The 18,326-nt window shown below is 65.8% G+C and carries 19 protein-coding genes; 9 read left to right on the top strand and 10 right to left on the bottom strand.

Annotation, left to right across the window (positions count from 1 at the left end):
- The first annotated feature begins 486 nt into the window (after positions 1-486).
- Positions 487-1,296: an HAD-IB family hydrolase gene (locus CSQ99_RS20400; protein ID WP_099040832.1), complete on the top strand. Its 810-nt coding sequence runs from the start codon at positions 487-489 to the stop codon at positions 1,294-1,296.
- A gap of 408 nt (positions 1,297-1,704) precedes the next feature.
- Here the strand turns inward: CSQ99_RS20400 and CSQ99_RS20390 are convergent, their stop codons facing one another.
- Positions 1,705-2,526, bottom strand: coding sequence for a Fic family protein (locus CSQ99_RS20390; RefSeq protein ID WP_099040831.1), 822 nt, complete (start codon positions 2,524-2,526; stop codon positions 1,705-1,707).
- Positions 2,527-2,613: 87 nt separating this feature from the next.
- Here CSQ99_RS20390 and acs point away from each other — a divergent pair, with 87 nt between their 5' ends.
- Positions 2,614-4,587, top strand: coding sequence for an acetate--CoA ligase (gene acs, locus CSQ99_RS20385; RefSeq protein ID WP_099040830.1), 1,974 nt, complete (start codon positions 2,614-2,616; stop codon positions 4,585-4,587).
- On the opposite strand, the gene CSQ99_RS20380 is transcribed toward acs, so the two are convergent.
- Complete coding sequence (locus tag CSQ99_RS20380) at positions 4,588-5,301, bottom strand: S1 family peptidase (protein WP_099040880.1); 714 nt, start codon at positions 5,299-5,301, stop codon at positions 4,588-4,590.
- Positions 5,302-5,429: 128 nt separating this feature from the next.
- Here CSQ99_RS20380 and CSQ99_RS20375 point away from each other — a divergent pair, with 128 nt between their 5' ends.
- A complete protein-coding gene (locus CSQ99_RS20375) occupies positions 5,430-5,960 on the top strand; it encodes a phage holin family protein (protein ID WP_099040879.1) in 531 nt (176 codons plus the stop codon).
- On the top strand, positions 5,961-6,935 hold the full coding sequence (locus tag CSQ99_RS20370; protein ID WP_099040829.1) for an alpha/beta fold hydrolase: 975 nt from the start codon (positions 5,961-5,963) through the stop codon (positions 6,933-6,935).
- Here the strand turns inward: CSQ99_RS20370 and marP are convergent, their stop codons facing one another.
- Genes marP through nth form a run of 4 tightly spaced genes read right to left on the bottom strand, consistent with a single transcriptional unit; the run spans position 6,936 to position 10,273 of the window.
- A complete protein-coding gene (gene marP, locus CSQ99_RS20365; RefSeq protein WP_099040828.1) occupies positions 6,936-8,123 on the bottom strand; it encodes an acid resistance serine protease MarP in 1,188 nt (395 codons plus the stop codon).
- Positions 8,124-8,137: 14 nt separating this feature from the next.
- Positions 8,138-8,920: an NUDIX hydrolase gene (locus CSQ99_RS20360; RefSeq protein ID WP_099040827.1), complete on the bottom strand. Its 783-nt coding sequence runs from the start codon at positions 8,918-8,920 to the stop codon at positions 8,138-8,140.
- Between the two features lie 10 nt (positions 8,921-8,930).
- Complete coding sequence (locus tag CSQ99_RS20355; RefSeq protein WP_099040826.1) at positions 8,931-9,575, bottom strand: TlpA family protein disulfide reductase; 645 nt, start codon at positions 9,573-9,575, stop codon at positions 8,931-8,933.
- Positions 9,576-9,592: 17 nt separating this feature from the next.
- A complete protein-coding gene (gene nth / locus CSQ99_RS20350) occupies positions 9,593-10,273 on the bottom strand; it encodes an endonuclease III (RefSeq protein ID WP_176561122.1) in 681 nt (226 codons plus the stop codon).
- Between the two features lie 226 nt (positions 10,274-10,499).
- Between nth and CSQ99_RS20345 the strand changes: the two genes are divergently transcribed.
- The gene (locus tag CSQ99_RS20345; protein WP_245909010.1) at positions 10,500-10,793 is read left to right on the top strand and encodes a hypothetical protein; all 294 of its coding nucleotides are present in this window, start codon (positions 10,500-10,502) and stop codon (positions 10,791-10,793) included.
- A 102-nt stretch (positions 10,794-10,895) separates the two neighbouring features.
- On the top strand, positions 10,896-11,570 hold the full coding sequence (crp, locus tag CSQ99_RS20340) for a cAMP-activated global transcriptional regulator CRP (RefSeq protein WP_014210546.1): 675 nt from the start codon (positions 10,896-10,898) through the stop codon (positions 11,568-11,570).
- Here the strand turns inward: crp and CSQ99_RS20335 are convergent.
- Genes CSQ99_RS20335 through sp36 form a run of 3 tightly spaced genes read right to left on the bottom strand, consistent with a single transcriptional unit; the run spans position 11,567 to position 12,962 of the window.
- Positions 11,567-12,352, bottom strand: coding sequence for an MBL fold metallo-hydrolase (locus CSQ99_RS20335; protein WP_099040823.1), 786 nt, complete (start codon positions 12,350-12,352; stop codon positions 11,567-11,569). The two genes, crp and CSQ99_RS20335, sit on opposite strands and share 4 nt — an antisense overlap.
- Positions 12,349-12,804, bottom strand: coding sequence for a RidA family protein (locus tag CSQ99_RS20330; protein ID WP_099040822.1), 456 nt, complete (start codon positions 12,802-12,804; stop codon positions 12,349-12,351). The genes CSQ99_RS20335 and CSQ99_RS20330 overlap by 4 nt, the downstream gene beginning before the upstream one ends.
- Positions 12,801-12,962, bottom strand: coding sequence for a Sp36 family protein (sp36, locus tag CSQ99_RS20325; RefSeq protein ID WP_006243873.1), 162 nt, complete (start codon positions 12,960-12,962; stop codon positions 12,801-12,803). The genes CSQ99_RS20330 and sp36 overlap by 4 nt, the downstream gene beginning before the upstream one ends.
- A 48-nt stretch (positions 12,963-13,010) precedes the next feature.
- Here sp36 and bagA point away from each other — a divergent pair, with 48 nt between their 5' ends.
- Both bagA and bagB read left to right on the top strand, forming a co-directional pair.
- Entirely contained in the window at positions 13,011-14,030 is a 1,020-nt protein-coding gene (gene bagA / locus CSQ99_RS20320) for an ATPase BagA (protein ID WP_099040821.1), read from the top strand.
- 31 nt (positions 14,031-14,061) lie between these two features.
- Positions 14,062-15,192 carry an ATPase BagB gene (gene bagB / locus CSQ99_RS20315; RefSeq protein WP_099040820.1) on the top strand — a complete coding sequence of 377 codons (1,131 nt, stop codon included), beginning with the start codon at positions 14,062-14,064 and terminating at the stop codon, positions 15,190-15,192.
- On the opposite strand, the gene CSQ99_RS20310 is transcribed toward bagB, so the two are convergent.
- Positions 15,189-15,545 carry a WhiB family transcriptional regulator gene (locus CSQ99_RS20310; protein WP_099040819.1) on the bottom strand — a complete coding sequence of 119 codons (357 nt, stop codon included), beginning with the start codon at positions 15,543-15,545 and terminating at the stop codon, positions 15,189-15,191. The genes bagB and CSQ99_RS20310 overlap by 4 nt on opposite strands.
- 308 nt (positions 15,546-15,853) lie before the next feature.
- Between CSQ99_RS20310 and CSQ99_RS20305 the strand changes: the two genes are divergently transcribed.
- Positions 15,854-18,326, top strand: a 2,473-nt coding sequence (locus CSQ99_RS20305) for a penicillin-binding protein (RefSeq protein WP_141562707.1), incomplete at its 3' end; no start/stop codon positions are given.

Raw genomic sequence — 18,326 nt, 5'->3', positions numbered from 1 at the left:
GCGCTACCACGACGAGCCGCTCTGTGGATCAACTCGAAGGTGGGGATGGATCGCAAAAATCTACGGCGAAAATCACATTCCGCAACGACAGTGGGCCAGCCCATCTATCCGAAAGGCGAAGCATGCGACAAAGGGAAACGACCCCAACTAGGGCGACGTGGCCACAGAGAATGACTCCCCCCAGAAAAGGGACAACCCCCGCCAGGGGGGGAGGAGGCGGAGGTCGTCGTGTATCAGCCCCGGGGGGTCGGGCTGATGCACACCCGGCATAAGCCGAGTGACATTCACTATACACACGGCAACAGGGATGGGCGCAAGTGTCGCGCCGTATACAAACATGGTTGGAGCAGGAAAGATGCAGTCACCGGCACCTGTCGGAGACTGTCATTTCATACGGCCTCCCGGCTGGGGTCTGGCGCCCGCCCCTATGCTGGTGCTGTGGCCGCTTCGCACCCCGGGACAGCGGGGTCCAGTGCACCGCGGACTATGCCGTCGGCTAACAAACCGATCCGCACCGCAGCCTTCTTCGATCTTGATAAAACGGTCATCGCGAAATCGAGCACTTTGGCTTTCAGCAAACCTTTCTTCGACCAAGGGCTAATCAATCGGCGGACGGTTTTGAAGTCGGCCTACGCGCAGTTCCTCTTCCTGATGTCGGGTGCGGACCACGATCAGATGGACCGGATGCGCTCGTATCTGACCAACATGTGCACCGGTTGGGACGTCGAGCAGGTGAAGTCGATCGTCGGCGAGACACTTCATGAGATCGTCAATCCTCTGGTCTTCGCCGAGGCGGCCGAACTCATCGCCGATCACAAACTGTGCGGGCGCGATGTGGTGGTGGTTTCGGCCTCTGGCGAGGAAATTGTTGCTCCGATCGCCCGTGCCCTCGGAGCCACGCATGCCATGGCCACCCGGATGGTCGTCGACGACGGCAAGTACACCGGCGAGATCGCGTTCTACTGTTTCGGCGAGGGCAAGGTGGAGGCGATTCGCGAGCTTGCCGCCCGCGAGGGATACGCGCTCGAGCACTGTTATGCCTATTCGGATTCGGTCACCGACGTGCCGATGCTCGAGGTGGTCGGACACCCCACCGTGGTAAACCCGGATCGCACGTTGCGCAAAGAAGCTTCCGCGCGGGGTTGGCCGGTGCTGACGTTCTCCAAGCCGGTGTCGTTGCGCGACCGCATCCCGGCGCCGTCGGGAGCCGCCATGGCAACGACCGCCGCAGTCGGCGTGAGCGCACTGGCCGCCGGCGCGCTTACCTACTCGCTGTTGCGTCGCTTCGCGTTCTGACCGGACCGTGTGACGGTATCCGCGCCGGGTCGGCCAGCACCGCGCGTAACAATCTGGAGTCACGCCGGATTTGCCCCTTGATGTGACCGCGGTCACGGAGTACAAAGGAGTCACGGAAGCTTGGTTAGGCCAAGGCCGAGCCGGAAGAGAAGGCTCGGATCTCCCAAATCAGGCTCCCCAGCACGGAACCCGGCACCCACGCGGCGCACATGCCGCGGAATAGGCAAAAGTGTTGCGGGCCTGCGTAGTTGCGGAAGCGGACGGTTACGACAGCCCCTTGGGTGGGGTTGAAACCGAAGCGCATCGACAAGACGCCGAGGCCACCCACGCAACCCACGAGAGCACGCATGGTAACCGGTCTCCGTGCTAGCGGGCGGCGAGCCGAATTAGTTCGGAGCGTCGCCCGCTTTACTTTGCTGCGGAGCCCTCTCCGGGCCCGCCCTGCGCAATGGACATTGCCTCCCGGGCACCTGCGTGCAGCGCGCGACAGGTCATCAGCACCCAGGCCGTGAGGCCGTCCGGAGTCCCGGACGCGAAGCCCCGCGCGGCAGCGCGGTAGTCACCGGACTGGCGCATCCAATAGACCTCGGGCACACCGAGTCCGTGCGGATCCAATCCGCTTGACATCGTCACCAGTCGCGAAACTGCCCGAGCCACCACTCCGTCGGCGGTGCCGAACGGGGCCAGCGTCAGCAGTTCACCGTGCACGACGGACGCGAGCACGGGCGCGGGCACACCCCGGCTTCGCGTCGACCCACCGATACCGCCGGTCACGACATCCGCCAGTAGTTCTAGTCGATGGCCGGCATCGATGTCCGGGCGCGGTCGCCCGAGCCCTTCGTCGTCGGCGATATCGGCGGCGGCCAGCGCGTGCAGCCGCGCGATGGCCTGCAGCGGAGCGCGTTGCCACACACCGACCAACGAGGTCGCGCCACCCTCCAGCGCTTCGGATACCCGCAGGGCGCCGGCAAGGACCGGATCTGGACCCGCTTCGGACAACTGCAGCGACCCACCGTCCAGAACGGATGACGCCCTCGCCGCCCGCAATGCCGCCTCGGCCGCGTTCGCCGGCCACCCGCGTAGGTTGGCGCGGTGCCGGTGCGCGCGGCCCAATGCCTCGCTGGCTTCCGCACATGCATCGGCCACCCCGGGCAGGTCGGCCAACGGGGCCAACGGGTCGGCGGCGGTCACGCCAGCACACGCTAGCCGACCGCTGGGCCCGTCTGTCATGACGTTCGGCGCGCACCACGCGCCGCCCGCGGAGCGAGCTGTGACTTGCCTGCGTGATCGCCTGAATTGGTGACTACGCTCACAGACATGACTGGCTCTTCGACGAAGCAGACCGATGTTCCGTCCGTCTATCCCCCCTCCGAGGAGTTCGCCGCGCAGGCAAACGCGACCGAGGAGATGTACAGCGAAGCCGAGGCCGACCGGCTGGCCTTCTGGGCCAAGCAGGCCGAGCGGCTGTCATGGGACACCCCGTTCACCGAGGTGCTGGACTGGTCGGAGGCACCCTTCGCCAAATGGTTCGTCGGCGGCAAGCTCAACGTCGCCTACAACTGCGTCGACCGCCACGTCGAGGCAGGCAACGGCGACCGGGTCGCGATCCACTGGCAGGGCGAACCGGTCGACGACACCCGAGAGATCACCTACGCGCAACTGCAGGCCGACGTCTGCAAGGCCGCCAACGCGCTGACCGAGATGGGCCTGGTCGCCGGGGACCGCGTCGCCATCTATATGCCGATGCTGCCCGAGGCGATCGTCTCCATGCTGGCGTGCGCCCGGCTGGGCATCATGCATTCGGTCGTCTTCGCCGGTTTCTCCGCGACCGCGCTCGCGGCCCGCATCTCCGATGCCGAAGCCAAGCTGGTCATCACCAGCGACGGGCAGTTCCGTCGCGGTCAGGCCGTGTCGCTGAAGGAGGCGGTCGACGAGGCCTGCAAAGGCCAGGAGTCCGTCGAGCACGTTCTCGTCGTGCGGCGCACCGGCATTGACACCCCGTGGACCGAGGGCCGCGACCTGTGGTGGCACGACACCGTCGAACCGGCATCACCGGAGCACACACCGGAAGCGTTCGATTCCGAACACCCACTGTTTCTGCTGTACACGTCGGGAACCACCGGTAAGCCCAAGGGCATCATGCACACCACAGGTGGGTACCTGACCCAGACGTCGTACACGCACCACAACGTCTTCGACCTCAAACCCGAGACCGACGTGTACTGGTGCACCGCCGACATCGGCTGGGTCACCGGCCACAGCTACATCGTCTATGGGCCCTTGTCGAACGGCGCAACGCAAGTGGTCTACGAGGGCACACCGAACTCGCCGAACGAACACAGGCACTTCGAAATCATCGAGAAGTACGGCGTCACCATTTATTACACGGCGCCGACGCTGGTCCGCATGTTCATGAAGTGGGGTCGTGAATACCCCGATGCCCACGATCTGTCGAGTCTTCGGCTACTGGGGTCGGTCGGTGAGCCCATCAACCCGGAGGCCTGGCGGTGGTATCGGAATGCATTCGGCAGCAACAGAACTCCGATCGTCGACACCTGGTGGCAGACGGAGACCGGGGCGATCATGATTTCGCCACTGCCCGGCGTCACCGAAGCCAAACCGGGGTCGGCGATGAAGCCGCTTCCCGGCATCTCGGCGATGATCGTCGACGAGGAGGGACGCGAGTTGGTGCCCGGCGCCGACGAGGCCGAGCACGTCACGGGCTATCTCGTGCTGGACAAGCCGTGGCCGGCGATGCTGCGCGGCATCTGGGGTGACCCGGAGCGGTACAAGGAGACGTACTGGTCCCGCTACGGAAAGCAGGGTTGGTACTTCGCGGGCGACGGCGCACGGGTCGACTCCGACGATTCGATCTGGCTGCTTGGCCGCATCGACGACGTGATGAACGTTTCGGGACACCGGATTTCGACCACCGAGGTGGAGTCGGCGCTCGTCGGTCATTCCGGCGTGGCCGAAGCGGCCGTCGTCGGCGCCAACGACGAGACCACCGGTCAGGGCATCTGCGCGTTCGTCATCCTCGAGTCGCATGCCAAGCACCGCGACGACGATGACATGGCACACGAACTTCGCGAACACGTTGCGAAGGACATCGGCAAGATCGCCAGGCCCAGGGAGATCCACGTCGTGCCCGAGCTGCCGAAGACCCGTAGCGGCAAGATCATGCGCCGACTGCTACGCGATGTCGCCGAAGGACGGGAACTCGGTGACACCTCAACTCTGGTGGATCCCAACGTGTTCGAGGCGATCCGCGCCAGTAAGGCCGAGTCCTAGTCAAGCCACGGGGGCGGCGCCGACCGGAACGAAGCCGGACCCGGGCCGGTTCTTCGCGACGATGTCGGCCAACTGCGTGTTGAACGACATGTTCACCGCGGGTGTGTGCAACGGGATGTACTTGATGACGCAGGTCGGGAGTTCCTCGGAGAACGCCCCGTGGATCATGCCGACCAGCCGGTTGTTGACCGTCACCGGCGCACCGGAGTCACCCGGCTGACCGCACACCTGATTGATGAAGGTGCCCGGCTCGTCGCCCGGCCCCCAGGTGATGCCGCAGGAGTACCCGGTGGTGCGGCCCAGCTTGCATGCCACGTCGCCGACGAGGGGGTCCGGGCCGAGTCCATCGATCTGAAATCCGTCGACGTTGTTGACCGGGCGCACCTTCTGCGGGTCGAACTTGATGACCGCGTAGTCGAGGAGATCGTTGCCTGCCACCATCTCGCCGAGTACACCGGCGTTCTCATGACCCTCCGCGCTCACTTGCGCGCCGGGACCACCGCAGTGCGCGGACGTGAAGCCGATCAGGTCGCCTCGGTTGTCGTTGCCGATCGTGGTGAGCGTGCACAACGCCTCACCGTTGACGACCAAACCAGAACCGCCACCCAAAGTGATCCGATCCTGGGCCTGAGCGGGTGCGGCGGCGGATAACAGCACTGCAATCAGCGCCGCGATCACCACTGGAATCCGCAGGCAGCAACCGCTGCTCCTCAACTGCAATACCTCCTCGGTACGCCCGACCTGCGATCCATTCGACCTTGTCAGTCTAACGTCGGCCGGAATCGTTTGACCGCGCGCGACATGGCAACATGAACCGCAGACCGACATGAATGCGGGAGGAACTGTCCGTGAGCGATCGCAGGAATGGCGTGCCGACCACCGTGACCTCGATACCACTGGTCGACCCGCACGCTCCCAAGCCCGACCCGTCCATCGGCGATCTCGTCAAGGACGCCACCGCACAGGTGTCCACGCTGGTGCGCGCCGAGGTGGCACTGGCCAAGGCCGAGATCACCCGCGACGTCAAGAAGGGCCTCACCGGCAGCGTCTTCTTCATCCTCGCCCTGGTGGTGCTGTTCTACTCAACCTTCTTTTTCTTCTTTTTCGCCGCCGAGCTGCTCGATACCTGGCTGTGGCGGTGGGCGGCGTTCTTGATCGTGTTCGGGGTGATGGTCGTGGTGACCGCGATCTTCGCGCTGCTCGGCTACCTCAAGGTGCGCCGAATCAGGGGCCCGCAGAAGACCATCGAATCGGTCAGGGAACTCCCGGAGGCGCTGACACCCGGCCACGACAAGGCTGCGGCGACGATCGAGCCGGCAGGCGAAGGAAAGTCCGGGAAGCCGGCATCGACTTCTGATCCGTCGGGCTGGTAAATGCCGCCCGATCCGTCGATCGTTCGCATCGACGGTCCGTGGCGTCATCTAGAGGTGCACGCCAACGGAATTCGTTTCCATGTGGTGGAAGCGGACCAAAATCAATCGACCGCTTGGTCTGATGTCGCTGCCGGCGCAGCTCCGGCTACGGAACGGCCGCTGGTCATCCTCCTGCACGGATTCGGGTCGTTCTGGTGGTCGTGGCGTCACCAGTTGCGCGGCCTGACCGGCGCCCGGGTGGTCGCCGTTGACCTGCGTGGCTACGGCGGCAGCGACAAACCGCCACGCGGTTACGACGGCTGGACGCTCGCCGGCGATACCGCCGGGCTGGTGCGGGCACTCGGCCACAAGTCCGCAACGCTGGTGGGGCACGCCGACGGCGGGCTGGTCTGCTGGGCGACGTCCGTGCTGCATCCGCGAATGGTGCGGGCGATCGCGGTCGTCAGCTCGCCGCACCCGGTCGCGCTGCGGGCTTCGGTTTTGACGCGACGCGACCAGGGCCGGGCGCTTTTGCCGTGGATGCTGCGTTACCAGGTGCCGTCGTGGCCCGAGCACACGTTGACGCGCCACAACGGTGAGGAGCTCGAGCAGCTGGTCCGCAGCCGATCCAGCGGGAAATGGGTTGCCTCCGAAGACTTCTCCGAGACGATCTCGCACATGCGGCGAGCGATCCAGATCCCGTCGGCGGCGCATTCGGCGCTGGAGTACCAGCGTTGGGCGGTGCGTAGCCAGTTCCGCGGTGAAGGCAGGCGGTTCATGCGCTCGATGAAGCGGCCGATCAACGTTCCCGTGCTACACCTACGCGGTGATGTCGACCCGTATGTCCTCGCCGATCCGGTGTACCGGACGCAACACTACGCACCGCACGGCCGCTACGTCTCCATCGCCGGCGCAGGACATTTCGCCCATGAGGAAGCACCGGATGCAGTGAACGACCAGCTGTCGCGCTTTGTCTCGCAGGTGTACGGCGCTTGATCAGGTAACGCAGGCGCCGGTGGGGACACGCTGGGTGCTGTTGATCTTCTCGAGCTGACGGTTGACCTCCTCGGCGGTCAGCACGAAGCCGGTATCTGCGTCGTCGACCGCCGCGCCGAACACGACACCGAGCACCTTTCCGTTGCGGTCGATCATGGGTCCACCCGAATTACCTTGTCGCACATTGCCTCTGATGGTGTACACCTGACGGGTGACGGTGGTGCTGCGGTAGATGTCGGGGCCGTTGAGTTCGATGGTCTCCCGGATACGGGCCGGCGTGGCCGCGAAGTCGCCGCCACCCGGGTAGCCCATCACGACGGCATCCGTCCCAGTGGCGGCCTCGCCCTGTGCGAACTGCAGTGGCGCGGCGGACAACTCCGGCACGTCGAGTATCGAGATGTCGGCCTGCGGATCGTAAGACACCACGTATGCGTCGTAGGTCCGGCCGTCGACCTCCACGGTCGCGCTCTCCGCTCCCGCGACAACATGCGCGTTCGACATCACCCGGTTGGGTGCGACCACGAACCCGGTGCCCTCGAGCACTTTCTGGCACCCGGGAGCGACGCCGCGGATCTTCACGACGCTCGGCCGCGTCGCCGCGACGACGGGGTCTGCGGCCAGCGCAGCGTCGGGAGCGTCGACGGCGACTATCGGAGTGCGCCCGAACGGCTGCAGTACGTCGGGCAGGCCTGAGGTGTCCAGCAGCGCCGAGAGTCGGGTGGGCACGGACCTCAGCCACCCGGGCGCGACGTCGTCGACCTCCTTGAGCACCACCGAGCCACGCACGGCGGCGGCCAGGTTCGGCTGATCCGAGGTCTGCAGGGGGTAGGTAAGCATCCAGGCGGCGACCAGCACCGCGACGATCTGCAGCACCACGCCGATCGTCGAGTCCAGCGTCCGCATCCCGGAGTTGCGAATGGCCCCGCGCACCGCCCGGCCCAGCACGACGCCTGCGATCTCACCGACGACAACCAGCGCCAGGATCAGAAACAAGGTGACGAACAGCTTCGTGCGGGGACCATCGATGTTGGCGACCACGTGCGGGGCCAGCAGCACGCCGGCCACCGCGCCGAGCACCACGCCGACAAATGACAGCAGCGACCCCAGCGCGCCCGAGCGCCAGCCAGAGATGGCGGCGATGAAGGCGACCGCCAGGACGGCGAGGTCGAGCCACTGCGACGAAGTCATGATTGGGCCCTACCCTAACCGGCAGCACCGCCGTCTCGTCCGACGAGAGCCATCGCGTCCTCCAGTTCCCGTATGTCGTCGGTGTTCCACGGCTGGGCCCAACCGGCGACGTCGAGCATCGCAGAGACCACCTGCCCGGTGAACCCCCACACCAGCATCTCGTTCAGCAGGAACGCCGGACCGGCAGCACGACGCGTGTTCTCCTTGCGGTAGACCATGATTCGGTTCTCGGGATTGATGAAGGCGCGGACCGGGACGCGAGCAACGACCGCTGTCTCGGACTCGTCTACCACTGCCACCGGCCCTGGGTCGGGCGAGTACGCGAGCACCGGCACGACGTGGAAGCCCGACGGCGGGATGAACATCTGCTCGAGAGTGGCCAGCGGCTGCAATCGGCCCACGTCAATCCCGGTTTCCTCGTTGGCCTCGCGCAGGGCGGTGTACACCGGGCCGCTGTCGCCGGGGTCGGCCGCCCCGCCTGGAAATGCGGCTTGTCCGGCGTGGTGGCGCAGGGTGGACGCGCGCACCGTCACGAGCAGGTCGGCCTCGTCCGGAACGCTGGGGGACTGGGCGTCGGACGGGCCGGAGAACAGCACCAGCACCGCGGCATCACGTCGTGCTCCGGTGACGGCGGCCTTGGTGTTCGCTGCGGTGACCATCGCAAGCACCTCGGGAGGCACCCGCCTCCGATAGGCGTGTCTGATGTCCTTGGCGTTGTCGACCAGCGGCTTGAGCCACGATGGGGCGGCACCAGCGTTGAGGGAAACGAGTTCACTCCCGTCGCTGGCCCAGCTCAACGCGGCTCTCCTAACTGTTCCCCAAGTGCGGATCGACAGCGGCCGCAATCTCGTCGGCGTTGGCGAACGACCGCGGCAGGATCGCGGCAACGCTACCGTCCGAACGCAGCACAACCGTCGCTGGCATGACGTTCGGAACCTTCAGTGCGGCCGCGATCCGGCGGCGGCCGTCCTGCAGGGTGGGCAGGTGTACGCCCAGCTCGGCCAGGCGCAGCAGGGCCGCCGTCTCGTTCTCGTCCTGATGCACCGTCAGCACCGTCACCTCGTCGCCAACCCGCCGCTGGTACTCGGCCATCGCGGGCAGTTCCTCGGTGCACGGTGCACACCAGTGGGCCCACAGGTTCAGCACGACGTTGCGGCCGGCGACCGCCTTGGCAACATCGATGCTGGCCCCGTCGCCCGCGCATTCCAGCACGATGCCGCGCAACGCCTCCGGGCCTGCCCCGGTGCCGGGTGCCGGACATGACGCCAGGTCAGCACGGGCCCGTGGCCCCGCCAGCGCCTCGGCGGTGTCGGCGTCACGCCGGTCGCGCGAGGTGCCGGGCCCGGTCGAACCCGGCGCAGATTCGTCGCCGCCGAGCTGGGTCCACAACGCCACGCCGAGGGCGACGACGACGACCATCACCACCACGGTCCATCGGGTCGAAGTATTCATCGGGACAGGGACGGCGGCTAGAGCCCGGCCAGCGCCAGCAGATGTTCGGTTTCGGGGCCTTTGACCAGAGGTGCCGCGATCAGCGGGTCGGTGGGGCCTGCGCCGAAGGACGGGCAGTCCTTGGCAAGGACGCATACACCACACGCGGGCTTGCGGGCATGGCAGACGCGGCGGCCGTGAAAGATCACCCGGTGGCTCAACAGGGTCCACTCGCTGCGCTCGATGAGCTCGCCGATGGCGTGCTCGACCTTCACCGGGTCCTCTTCAGTCGTCCAGTGCCAGCGCCGGACGAGCCTGCCGAAGTGCGTGTCGACGGTGATGCCGGGAATTCCGAAGGCATTACCAAGGATGACGTTGGCGGTTTTGCGGCCGATGCCGGGCAGCGTGACGAGTTCCTCCATGGTCGCGGGCACCTGGCCGTCGAATCGCTCCACGAGTTCCTGGCCCAGCCGAATCAACGAGTTCGCCTTATTTCGATAGAACCCGGTGGGGCGGACCATCTGCTCGAGTTCCGTGCGATCGGCCTGCGCATAGTCCAAAGCGGAGCGGTACTTCTTGAACAGCGCGGGGGTGGTGAGGTTCACCCCTTTGTCGGTACTTTGGGCGGACAGAATCGTCGCGACGGCCAGCTCGAGCGGATTCGTGAAGTCCAGCTCGCAGTACACATGCGGAAACGCCTGTGCCAACTCACGATTCATTCGCCGGGCGCGGCGAATGAGACCGAGGCGGGTCTCGCCGTCTCTTTTGCGGGCGCGCTTGGGCACAGTCACAAAATCAGCGTACTGAGCGACCCCGACACGACCGAGACAAACCAAGACAAACCCTGTGCGGACCGGTGACAATTCGTGATCCCGCTGAGACCTTGGCCGTGTTTACTTCAGCCTTGTGTCGTGGTTGCTCGTGGCTCTGATACCGGGGTTGCTGATGATGGCAACCTTCGCGCTGGAGCGACTCGAAACGAGCCTTTCCCGCGACACGGTCTCGGCGAGCGACGTGGCGGCGTTCTTCGAACAAGCTGAGGCCGACGACGTCAACACACTTGCGCGAGACGGCATGAGCCGTGCCCTGGACAGCCAGCATCGGCGCCTGAACGGGCAGGGGCCCAAGCGCAACGGCAATCAGCCGACCCCCGATAGTGAGCGTTTGCCGACACGGGTCTTGGTGCACAGCGCGGCCAATCCTGAATTTCAGCGGACTCGACAACCCAATCGTGTGTAGCGTGGGCTGGTCACGAAGGGTCTCACCTCTAGACTGATTTCGCCGAGCATTTAGAGGTCGGCCTTCGCATGTCATATCAGCCAACAGCTTAAGAGGGGCAACGTGGACGAGATCCTGGCGAGGGCCGGAATCTTCCAAGGAGTCGAACCCAGCGCGGTTTCCGCGCTGACGAAGCAATTGCAGCCCGTTGACTTCCCACGTGGGCACACTGTGTTCGCAGAAGGTGAACCCGGCGATCGGCTCTACATCATCGTTTCGGGCAAGGTGAAGATCGGCCGACGTTCACCGGACGGCCGCGAGAACCTGCTCACGATCATGGGCCCGTCGGACATGTTCGGCGAGCTGTCGATCTTCGACCCCGGCCCTCGGACGTCCAGCGCGACCACCATCACCGATGTGCGGGCCGTGTCCATGGACCGCGACGCCCTGCGCGCGTGGATCGCCGACCGACCCGAGATCGCCGAGCAGCTGTTGCGCGTGCTGGCCCGCCGGCTCCGCCGCACCAACAACAACCTCGCCGACCTGATCTTCACCGACGTCCCCGGCCGGGTGGCCAAGCAGCTGCTGCAGCTCGCGCAGCGGTTCGGGACTCAGGAGGGCGGCGCGCTGCGCGTGACGCACGACCTGACCCAGGAGGAGATCGCCCAGCTCGTCGGCGCATCGCGCGAGACCGTCAACAAGGCGCTCGCCGATTTCGCCCACCGCGGCTGGATCCGGCTGGAGGGCAAGAGCGTTCTCATCTCCGACAGCGAGCGCCTGGCCCGCCGCGCCCGCTAGCTTGTTGCGGCACGTAGGTAGTTCACCTGGGCTTGGACGCTCCATTCCGCTGCGTCCCACAGTTTTTCGTCGACGTCGGTATACACGTGTTCGACGATCTGTCGCGCGGTGGCATCGTCGCCGATTTCCCGTAACGCCGCCCGCACCTGATCGAGTCGCTCCTCGCGATGCGCCAGATACATGTCGCTCACCGCTTCCAGGTCGGCGAGATCGGGGCCGTGGCCCGGCAGGACCGTCCGATGACCGACGCCGCGCAACCGGTGCAGCGACTCCAGGTACTCCCGCAGGTTGCCGTCCTCTTTGTCGATGACGGTCGTGCCGCGGCCGAGCACGGTATCTGCGGTCAGCACCGCGTCGTCGAGCAGGAACGAGACCGAGTCCGCGGTATGCCCTGGAGTGGCCATCACCTTGATACGCAGGCCGGCCGCGTCGATGACTTCGCCGTCGGTCAGCGGACCGCCCAGGCCACGCAGGAACCCGCTGCGCACCGAGCGGACCACGGCGCCGGTGCGGTCGACGAGCTTGTCGATGGCGCCGGTGTGATCCTCGTGTTTGTGGCTGATGAGCACCAACGGGATCTTGCCCAGGCCCGCGACCAGTTCGATGTGCTCGTCGTCCTCGGGCCCGGGGTCGACAATCACCATCTCGTCGCTGCCCGGACCCCGCAGCACCCAGGTGTTGGTGCCCTCTAGGGTCAGCAGGCCGGGGTTGTCGCACAGCAGCACCGACGCGGTCTCCGTCACCGGACGGAGTTTTTTATACGCGGGGTGCTCGAGGTTCACGCAACCTCGAAAATCACTTCGACCTCGACCGGTGCGTCCAGCGGCAGCTCCGAGACCCCGACCGCCGACCGGGCATGCGCCCCGGCATCGCCGAACACCTCACCGAAAAGCTCCGACGCACCGTTGATGACCCCCGGTTGACCGTTGAAGCCGGTGGCCGAAGCGACGAAGCCGACAACCTTGACCACGCGGGTCACCGAATCGATCCCGACCAGCGAATGAACCGCGGCCAGCGCATTGAGTGCACACACCCGCGCCAGCGCCTTACCGTCCTCCGGCGCGACCTCAGCGCCCACCTTGCCGGCCTGAATCAGACTTCCGGCCACCATGGGCAGCTGTCCCGCGGTGTACACCAGATTCCCCGTGCGCACCGCGGGCACATAGGCCGCCAGGGGCTGCACCACGTCGGGCAGCTTTATGCCCAGCTCGGTGAGCCTGGCCGAGGCACTCATTTAGGTCGCTTGAGATACGCGACGTGCTGCTCACCGGTCGGCCCCTGGAGCACCGAGACCAGCTCCCAGCCGTCCTCACCCCACTGATCGAGGATCTGTTTGGTTGCATGCGTAAGCAGCGGGACGGTGGCGTACTCCCAGCGGGTCGGTTCGCTCATGTGGCTGAGCTTATCGGTCAGCGATACGCACTTGGTTAGCATGCACGGGTGGGCACCACCTCTGAGGACCGCAGCGCGGTCGGTTGGCCGTCGCGGCTGACAAAGGCGCGACTGCACTTCGTCACCGGCAAGGGCGGAACCGGTAAGTCGACCATTGCCGCCTCGCTTGCGCTGGCGCTCGCCACCGGCGGTCGAAAGGTGCTGTTGGTGGAAGTCGAAGGGCGGCAAGGTATCGCGCAGCTGTTCGACGTGCCGCCGCTGCCCTATGAGGAGGTCAAGATCGCCACCGCGGACGGCGGCGGCACCGTCAACGCACTGGCAATCGACACCGAGGCCGCGTTCCTCGAGTACCTGGACATGTTCTACAACCTGGGTATCGCCGGCCGTGCCATGCGGCGGATCGGGGCGGTCGAGTTCGCCACGACGATCGCGCCCGGCCTGCGTGACGTGCTGCTCACCGGCAAGATCCGCGAGATCGTCACCCGCGCCGACAAAGGTAAGCAGCCCGTTTACGACGCGATCGTCGTCGACTCGCCACCGACGGGCCGCATCTCCAGGTTCCTCGACGTCACCAAGGCGGTCTCGCAACTGGCCAAGGGCGGCCCGGTGCATTCACAGGCCGAAAGCGTCGTCAAGGTGTTGCACTCAGACCTCACGGCGATCCATCTGGTGACGCTGCTCGAGGCGCTGCCTATCCAGGAGACTCTGGAAGCCATCGACGAGCTCAAGGAGTTGGGCCTGCCGATCGGCAGCGTCATCGTGAACCGGAACATCCCCGCGTACCTGCCCCCGGACGACCTGATCAAGGCCGCCGAGGGAGTGATCGACGCCGACACTGTCCGCGCAGAACTTACCGATTCGGGAATCACGTTGTCCGACAGCGACTTTGCGGGTCTGCTGACTGAGACGATTCAGCATGCCACCAGGATCCAGGCACGTGCCGAGAGTGCCGAGCAGCTCGATGAGCTCGACGTGGCACGTCTAGAGTTGCCGCAGATTTCCGATGGTGTGGATCTCGGCAGCCTTTACGAACTCGCCGAAGCACTCGCCCACCAAGGCGTCCGATGAGCTTGCGAATCGGACAAAGCAGGAGAAGTCGATGAGTACCACACCACCTGCACTGGACATGGCCTCGATCCTGTCCGACACTTCTAATCGCGTCGTAGTGTGTTGCGGCGCAGGCGGTGTCGGCAAGACCACCACCGCCGCGGCGATGGCATTACGCGCAGCCGAATACGGCCGCACGGTCGTGGTGCTGACGATCGACCCTGCCAAGCGGCTGGCGCAGGCGCTCGGCATCAAGGATCTCGGCAACACGCCGCAGCGGGTGCCGCTGGCTCCCGAGGTGACGGGCGAACTGCACGCGATGATGCTGGACATGCGTCGCACATTCGACGAAATGGTGATCCAGTACTCCGGACCTGATCGCGCACAAGAGATTCTGGACAACCAGTTCTATCAGACCGTCGCGACGTCGCTTGCAGGCACACAGGAATACATGGCGATGGAGAAGCTCGGGCAATTGCTCGGTGAAGACCGGTGGGACCTCGTCGTGGTCGACACACCCCCGTCCCGCAACGCACTCGACTTCCTCGATGCTCCAAAACGGTTGGGCGGCTTCATGGACAGCCGGTTGTGGAAGTTGCTGCTTGGCCCCGGTCGCGGCATCGGCAAACTGGTGACCGGCGCGATGGGTTTAGCCATGCGCGCTCTGTCGACAGTGCTCGGCTCTCAGATGCTCGGCGATGCAGCGGCTTTCGTCCAGTCGCTAGATGCCACCTTCGGCGGGTTCCGGGAGAAGGCCGACCGCACCTACGAACTGTTGAAGCGGCGCGGCACCCAGTTCGTCGTCGTGTCCGCCGCGGAACCCGATGCGCTGCGTGAGGCGTCGTTCTTCATCGACCGCCTCTCGCAGGAGAAGATGCCGCTGTCCGGTCTGATCCTCAACCGCACCCACCCGATGTTGTCGACGCTGCATGCCGACAAGGCAGACGAGGCTGCAGATGCCCTGGAGGCCGCGGATCCCGACTCGGTGACCGCGGCGGTGCTTCGGATCCACTCCGACCGCGCCGGGCGGTCCAAACGGGAGATCAGGCTGCTGTCGCGCTTCACCGGCGCGAATCCGCACGTGGCGATCGTGGGTGTGCCGTCATTGCCGTTCGACGTCTCCGACCTGGAGGCGTTGCGGGCGATCGCCGATCAGATCACCGGCGAGACTTCCGCGGCTTAGACGGCGCTGCGGTGCTTGCGCTGGGCGGCGAAGAAATCAGCCCAGGAAACGACCTCGGGGTGCTGCTTGAGCAGGGCGCGGCGCTGACGTTCGGTCATGCCTCCCCACACACCGAACTCCACCCGATTGTCGAGGGCGTCGGCGCCGCATTCCAGGATTACCGGGCAATGCCTGCAGATAACCGCGGCTTTGCGCTGCGCGGCCCCGCGGACAAAGAGCTCGTCGGGGTCAGCCTGGCGGCACCGAGCCTGTGAAACCCAGGCGATGCGGGCCTCGGCTTCTGCACCTGGCACGACACTGGGGGCAGTAATGGTCATGCTCGTCCTCCGCGCTGCGGGCCTCATACCGGACACCAGCGTTCCCCTTCGTTCCGGCCGCCCCCCGACGACGGCTTACTCTCCTGGTGCAGAACGCGATGGTGCGTTCTACGTCACTTTGCGAGGGTCTAGTGTGACCTGCATCGCACTGTCAGGACAACTTAAGTGGTCAGGGCGCTTCTGCGCAATACGTAGGAGGCCACTTTTTTGGGACGACCGTGCAGTCCTTAAGCAAACTCTGAGCAAAATTTACGCGCCCGCAGGTCGGAGAGCTGACAACGGCGCCGTCCGAGACCCGGGATCTACGAATTTTGCCGTCAGGATCCGCTAGCTACTCTGTACGCATGCCGGAAAGCCCACCGTCCCCGCCGCCACCAGCGGTCACGGTGATCAAGCTCGCGTGGTGCTGTCTGTTGGCCAGCGTCGTCCTCGCGGCATTGATGTTTCCGGTGGTCGGGGGGTTCGGACTGGTCTCGAACCGGGCCTCCGATGTCGTGGCCAACGGTTCGGCGCAGCTGGTCGAGGGTGAAGTGCCGCAGGTATCGACGATGGTCGACGCCAAGGGCAATGTCATCGCGTGGCTCTACAACCAGCGCCGGTTCGAGGTGCCCGGCGACCAAATCGCCAACACCATGAAACTGGCTATCGTCTCGATCGAGGACAAGCGGTTCGCCGAGCACAACGGCGTAGACGTGCAGGGCACGCTGACCGGCCTTTCGGGCTATCTGTCCGGAAACCTCGACACCCGCGGTGGCTCCACGATCGAGCAGCAGTACGTGAAGAACTACCAGTTGCTGGTGATCGCGCAGACCGACGCGGAGAAGCGTGCGGCCATCGAGACCACCCCGGCCCGCAAGCTGCGCGAGATCCGGATGGCCCTGACGCTGGACAAGACCTTCACCAAGCCCGAGATCCTGACTCGCTATCTGAATCTCGTCTCGTTCGGCAACGGCGCGTTCGGGGTGCAGGACGCCGCGCAGACGTACTTCGGCATCAATGCCTCCGAACTGAACTGGGAGCAGGCGGCGCTGCTGGCGGGCATGGTGCAGTCCACCAGCACACTGAACCCCTACACGAATCCCGAAGGCGCGCTGGCCCGCCGAAACGTGGTGCTGGACACCATGATCGAAAACATTCCCGAAGAGGCCACAGCGCTGCAAGCGGCCAAGGCTCAGCCGCTTGGCGTCCTGCCGCAGCCCAAAGAGCTGCCGCGCGGCTGCATCGCCGCCGGTGACCGCGCGTTTTTCTGCGACTACGCCCTCGAATACCTGGCGCGCGCCGGGATCAGCAAGGACCAGGTCGCAAGGGGCGGCTACCTGATCAAGACCACCCTCGATCCCGATGTGCAGATTCCGGTGAAGGCGGCGATCAACGACATTGCGAGCCCCGACCTCGACGGCGTCGCCAGCGTGATGAGCGTGATCAGGCCGGGTAAGGAATCCCACCCGGTGGTGGCGATGGCGAGCAACCGCACCTACGGCCTGAACCTGGAGGCCGGCGAGACCATGCAGCCCCAGCCCTTCTCGCTGGTCGGCGACGGCGCAGGGTCGGTCTTCAAGATCTTCACCACCGCCGCCGCGATGGACATGGGCATGGGCATCAACGCTCAGCTCGACGCGCCGGCTCGGTTCCAGGCCAAGGGCCTGGGTAGCGGTGGCGCCAGGGGCTGCCCACCCGCGACATGGTGTGTGCAGAACGGCGGCAACTACCGCGGCACCATGAGCGTCACGGACGCGCTGGCCACCTCACCGAACACCGCTTTCGCCAAGCTGATCTCGCAGGTGGGCGTGCAGCGCACCGTCGACATGGCGGTCAAGCTGGGGCTGAGGTCCTATGCGCTGCCCGGCACCGCGCGTGACTACGACCCGGAGAGCAACGAGAGCCTGGCCGACTTCGTCAAACGACAGAATCTCGGTTCCTTCACGCTGGGCCCCATCGAGGTCAACGCATTGGAGTTGTCGAACGTCGCGGCGACGCTGGCGTCCGGCGGCACATGGTGCCCGCCGAATCCCATCGCCGAGGTGATCGACCGCGACGGCAAGCAGGTGTCGGTGACCACCGAGACCTGCGAACAGGTCGTGCCAGAGGGCCTGGCCAACACCCTGGCCAACGCGATGAGCAAGGACGACACCGGCGCGGGCACTGCCGCGGGGGCCGCGGGCTCGGTCGGTTGGAATCTGCCGATGTCGGGCAAGACCGGTACGACCGAGGCCAGCCGCTCTGCGGGCTTCCTCGGCTTCACCAATCAATACGCCGCCGCCAACTACATCTACGACGACTCGACCGCGCCGGGGGCCCTTTGTTCCTATCCGCTTCGCCAGTGCGGCGGCGACGGCAACCTGTTCGGCGGTAACGAACCCGCCCGCACATGGTTCAGCGCGATGATGCCGATTGCCAACAACTTCGGCCCGGTCACGATGCCCCCGACCGACCCCCGGTTCGTCGACGGCGCACCAGGCTCTCGGGTGCCGAGTGTCTCGGGTATGAACGAGAGCAGCGCGCGGTCGCGGCTGCGCGATGCTGGTTTCCAGGTCGCCAACGAGTCGACGCCGGTGAACAGCACCGCACCGTACGGCGCGGTGGTCGGCACGTCGCCGGCCGGGCAGACGGTTCCCGGTTCGATCATCACGATCCAGATCTCCAACGGCATCCCGCCACCACCTCCGCCTCCACCGGCTGGGATACCGGGCCTTCCGCCGCCGATCGGGCAGACGGTGGTTCAGATTCCTGGGCTGCCGCCCATCACGGTGCCGGTGCTTGGCCCGCCACCGCCGCCGCCACCACCGTTCCCCCCGCCGCCACCACCGCCACCACCGC

It is taken from the genome of Mycobacterium neglectum, assembly GCF_002591975.1.
Taxonomy (GTDB): domain Bacteria; phylum Actinomycetota; class Actinomycetes; order Mycobacteriales; family Mycobacteriaceae; genus Mycobacterium; species Mycobacterium neglectum.
This window is presented reverse-complemented; position numbering and strand designations above follow the sequence as displayed.

Excerpts from the sequence above, each read along its gene's own strand:
- CSQ99_RS20400 (WP_099040832.1), top strand. The coding sequence starts at position 487 with ATGCCGTCGGCTAACAAACCGATCCGCACCGCAGCCTTCTTCGATCTT.
- CSQ99_RS20390 (WP_099040831.1), bottom strand. The coding sequence starts at position 2,526 with ATGACAGACGGGCCCAGCGGTCGGCTAGCGTGTGCTGGCGTGACCGCC.
- acs (WP_099040830.1), top strand. The coding sequence starts at position 2,614 with ATGACTGGCTCTTCGACGAAGCAGACCGATGTTCCGTCCGTCTATCCC.
- CSQ99_RS20370 (WP_099040829.1), top strand. The coding sequence starts at position 5,961 with ATGCCGCCCGATCCGTCGATCGTTCGCATCGACGGTCCGTGGCGTCAT.
- marP (WP_099040828.1), bottom strand. The coding sequence starts at position 8,123 with ATGACTTCGTCGCAGTGGCTCGACCTCGCCGTCCTGGCGGTCGCCTTC.
- CSQ99_RS20355 (WP_099040826.1), bottom strand. The coding sequence starts at position 9,575 with ATGAATACTTCGACCCGATGGACCGTGGTGGTGATGGTCGTCGTCGTC.
- nth (WP_176561122.1), bottom strand. The coding sequence starts at position 10,273 with ATGAATCGTGAGTTGGCACAGGCGTTTCCGCATGTGTACTGCGAGCTG.
- CSQ99_RS20345 (WP_245909010.1), top strand. The coding sequence starts at position 10,500 with ATGATGGCAACCTTCGCGCTGGAGCGACTCGAAACGAGCCTTTCCCGC.
- CSQ99_RS20330 (WP_099040822.1), bottom strand. The coding sequence starts at position 12,804 with ATGAGTGCCTCGGCCAGGCTCACCGAGCTGGGCATAAAGCTGCCCGAC.
- sp36 (WP_006243873.1), bottom strand. The coding sequence starts at position 12,962 with ATGAGCGAACCGACCCGCTGGGAGTACGCCACCGTCCCGCTGCTTACG.
- bagB (WP_099040820.1), top strand. The coding sequence starts at position 14,062 with ATGAGTACCACACCACCTGCACTGGACATGGCCTCGATCCTGTCCGAC.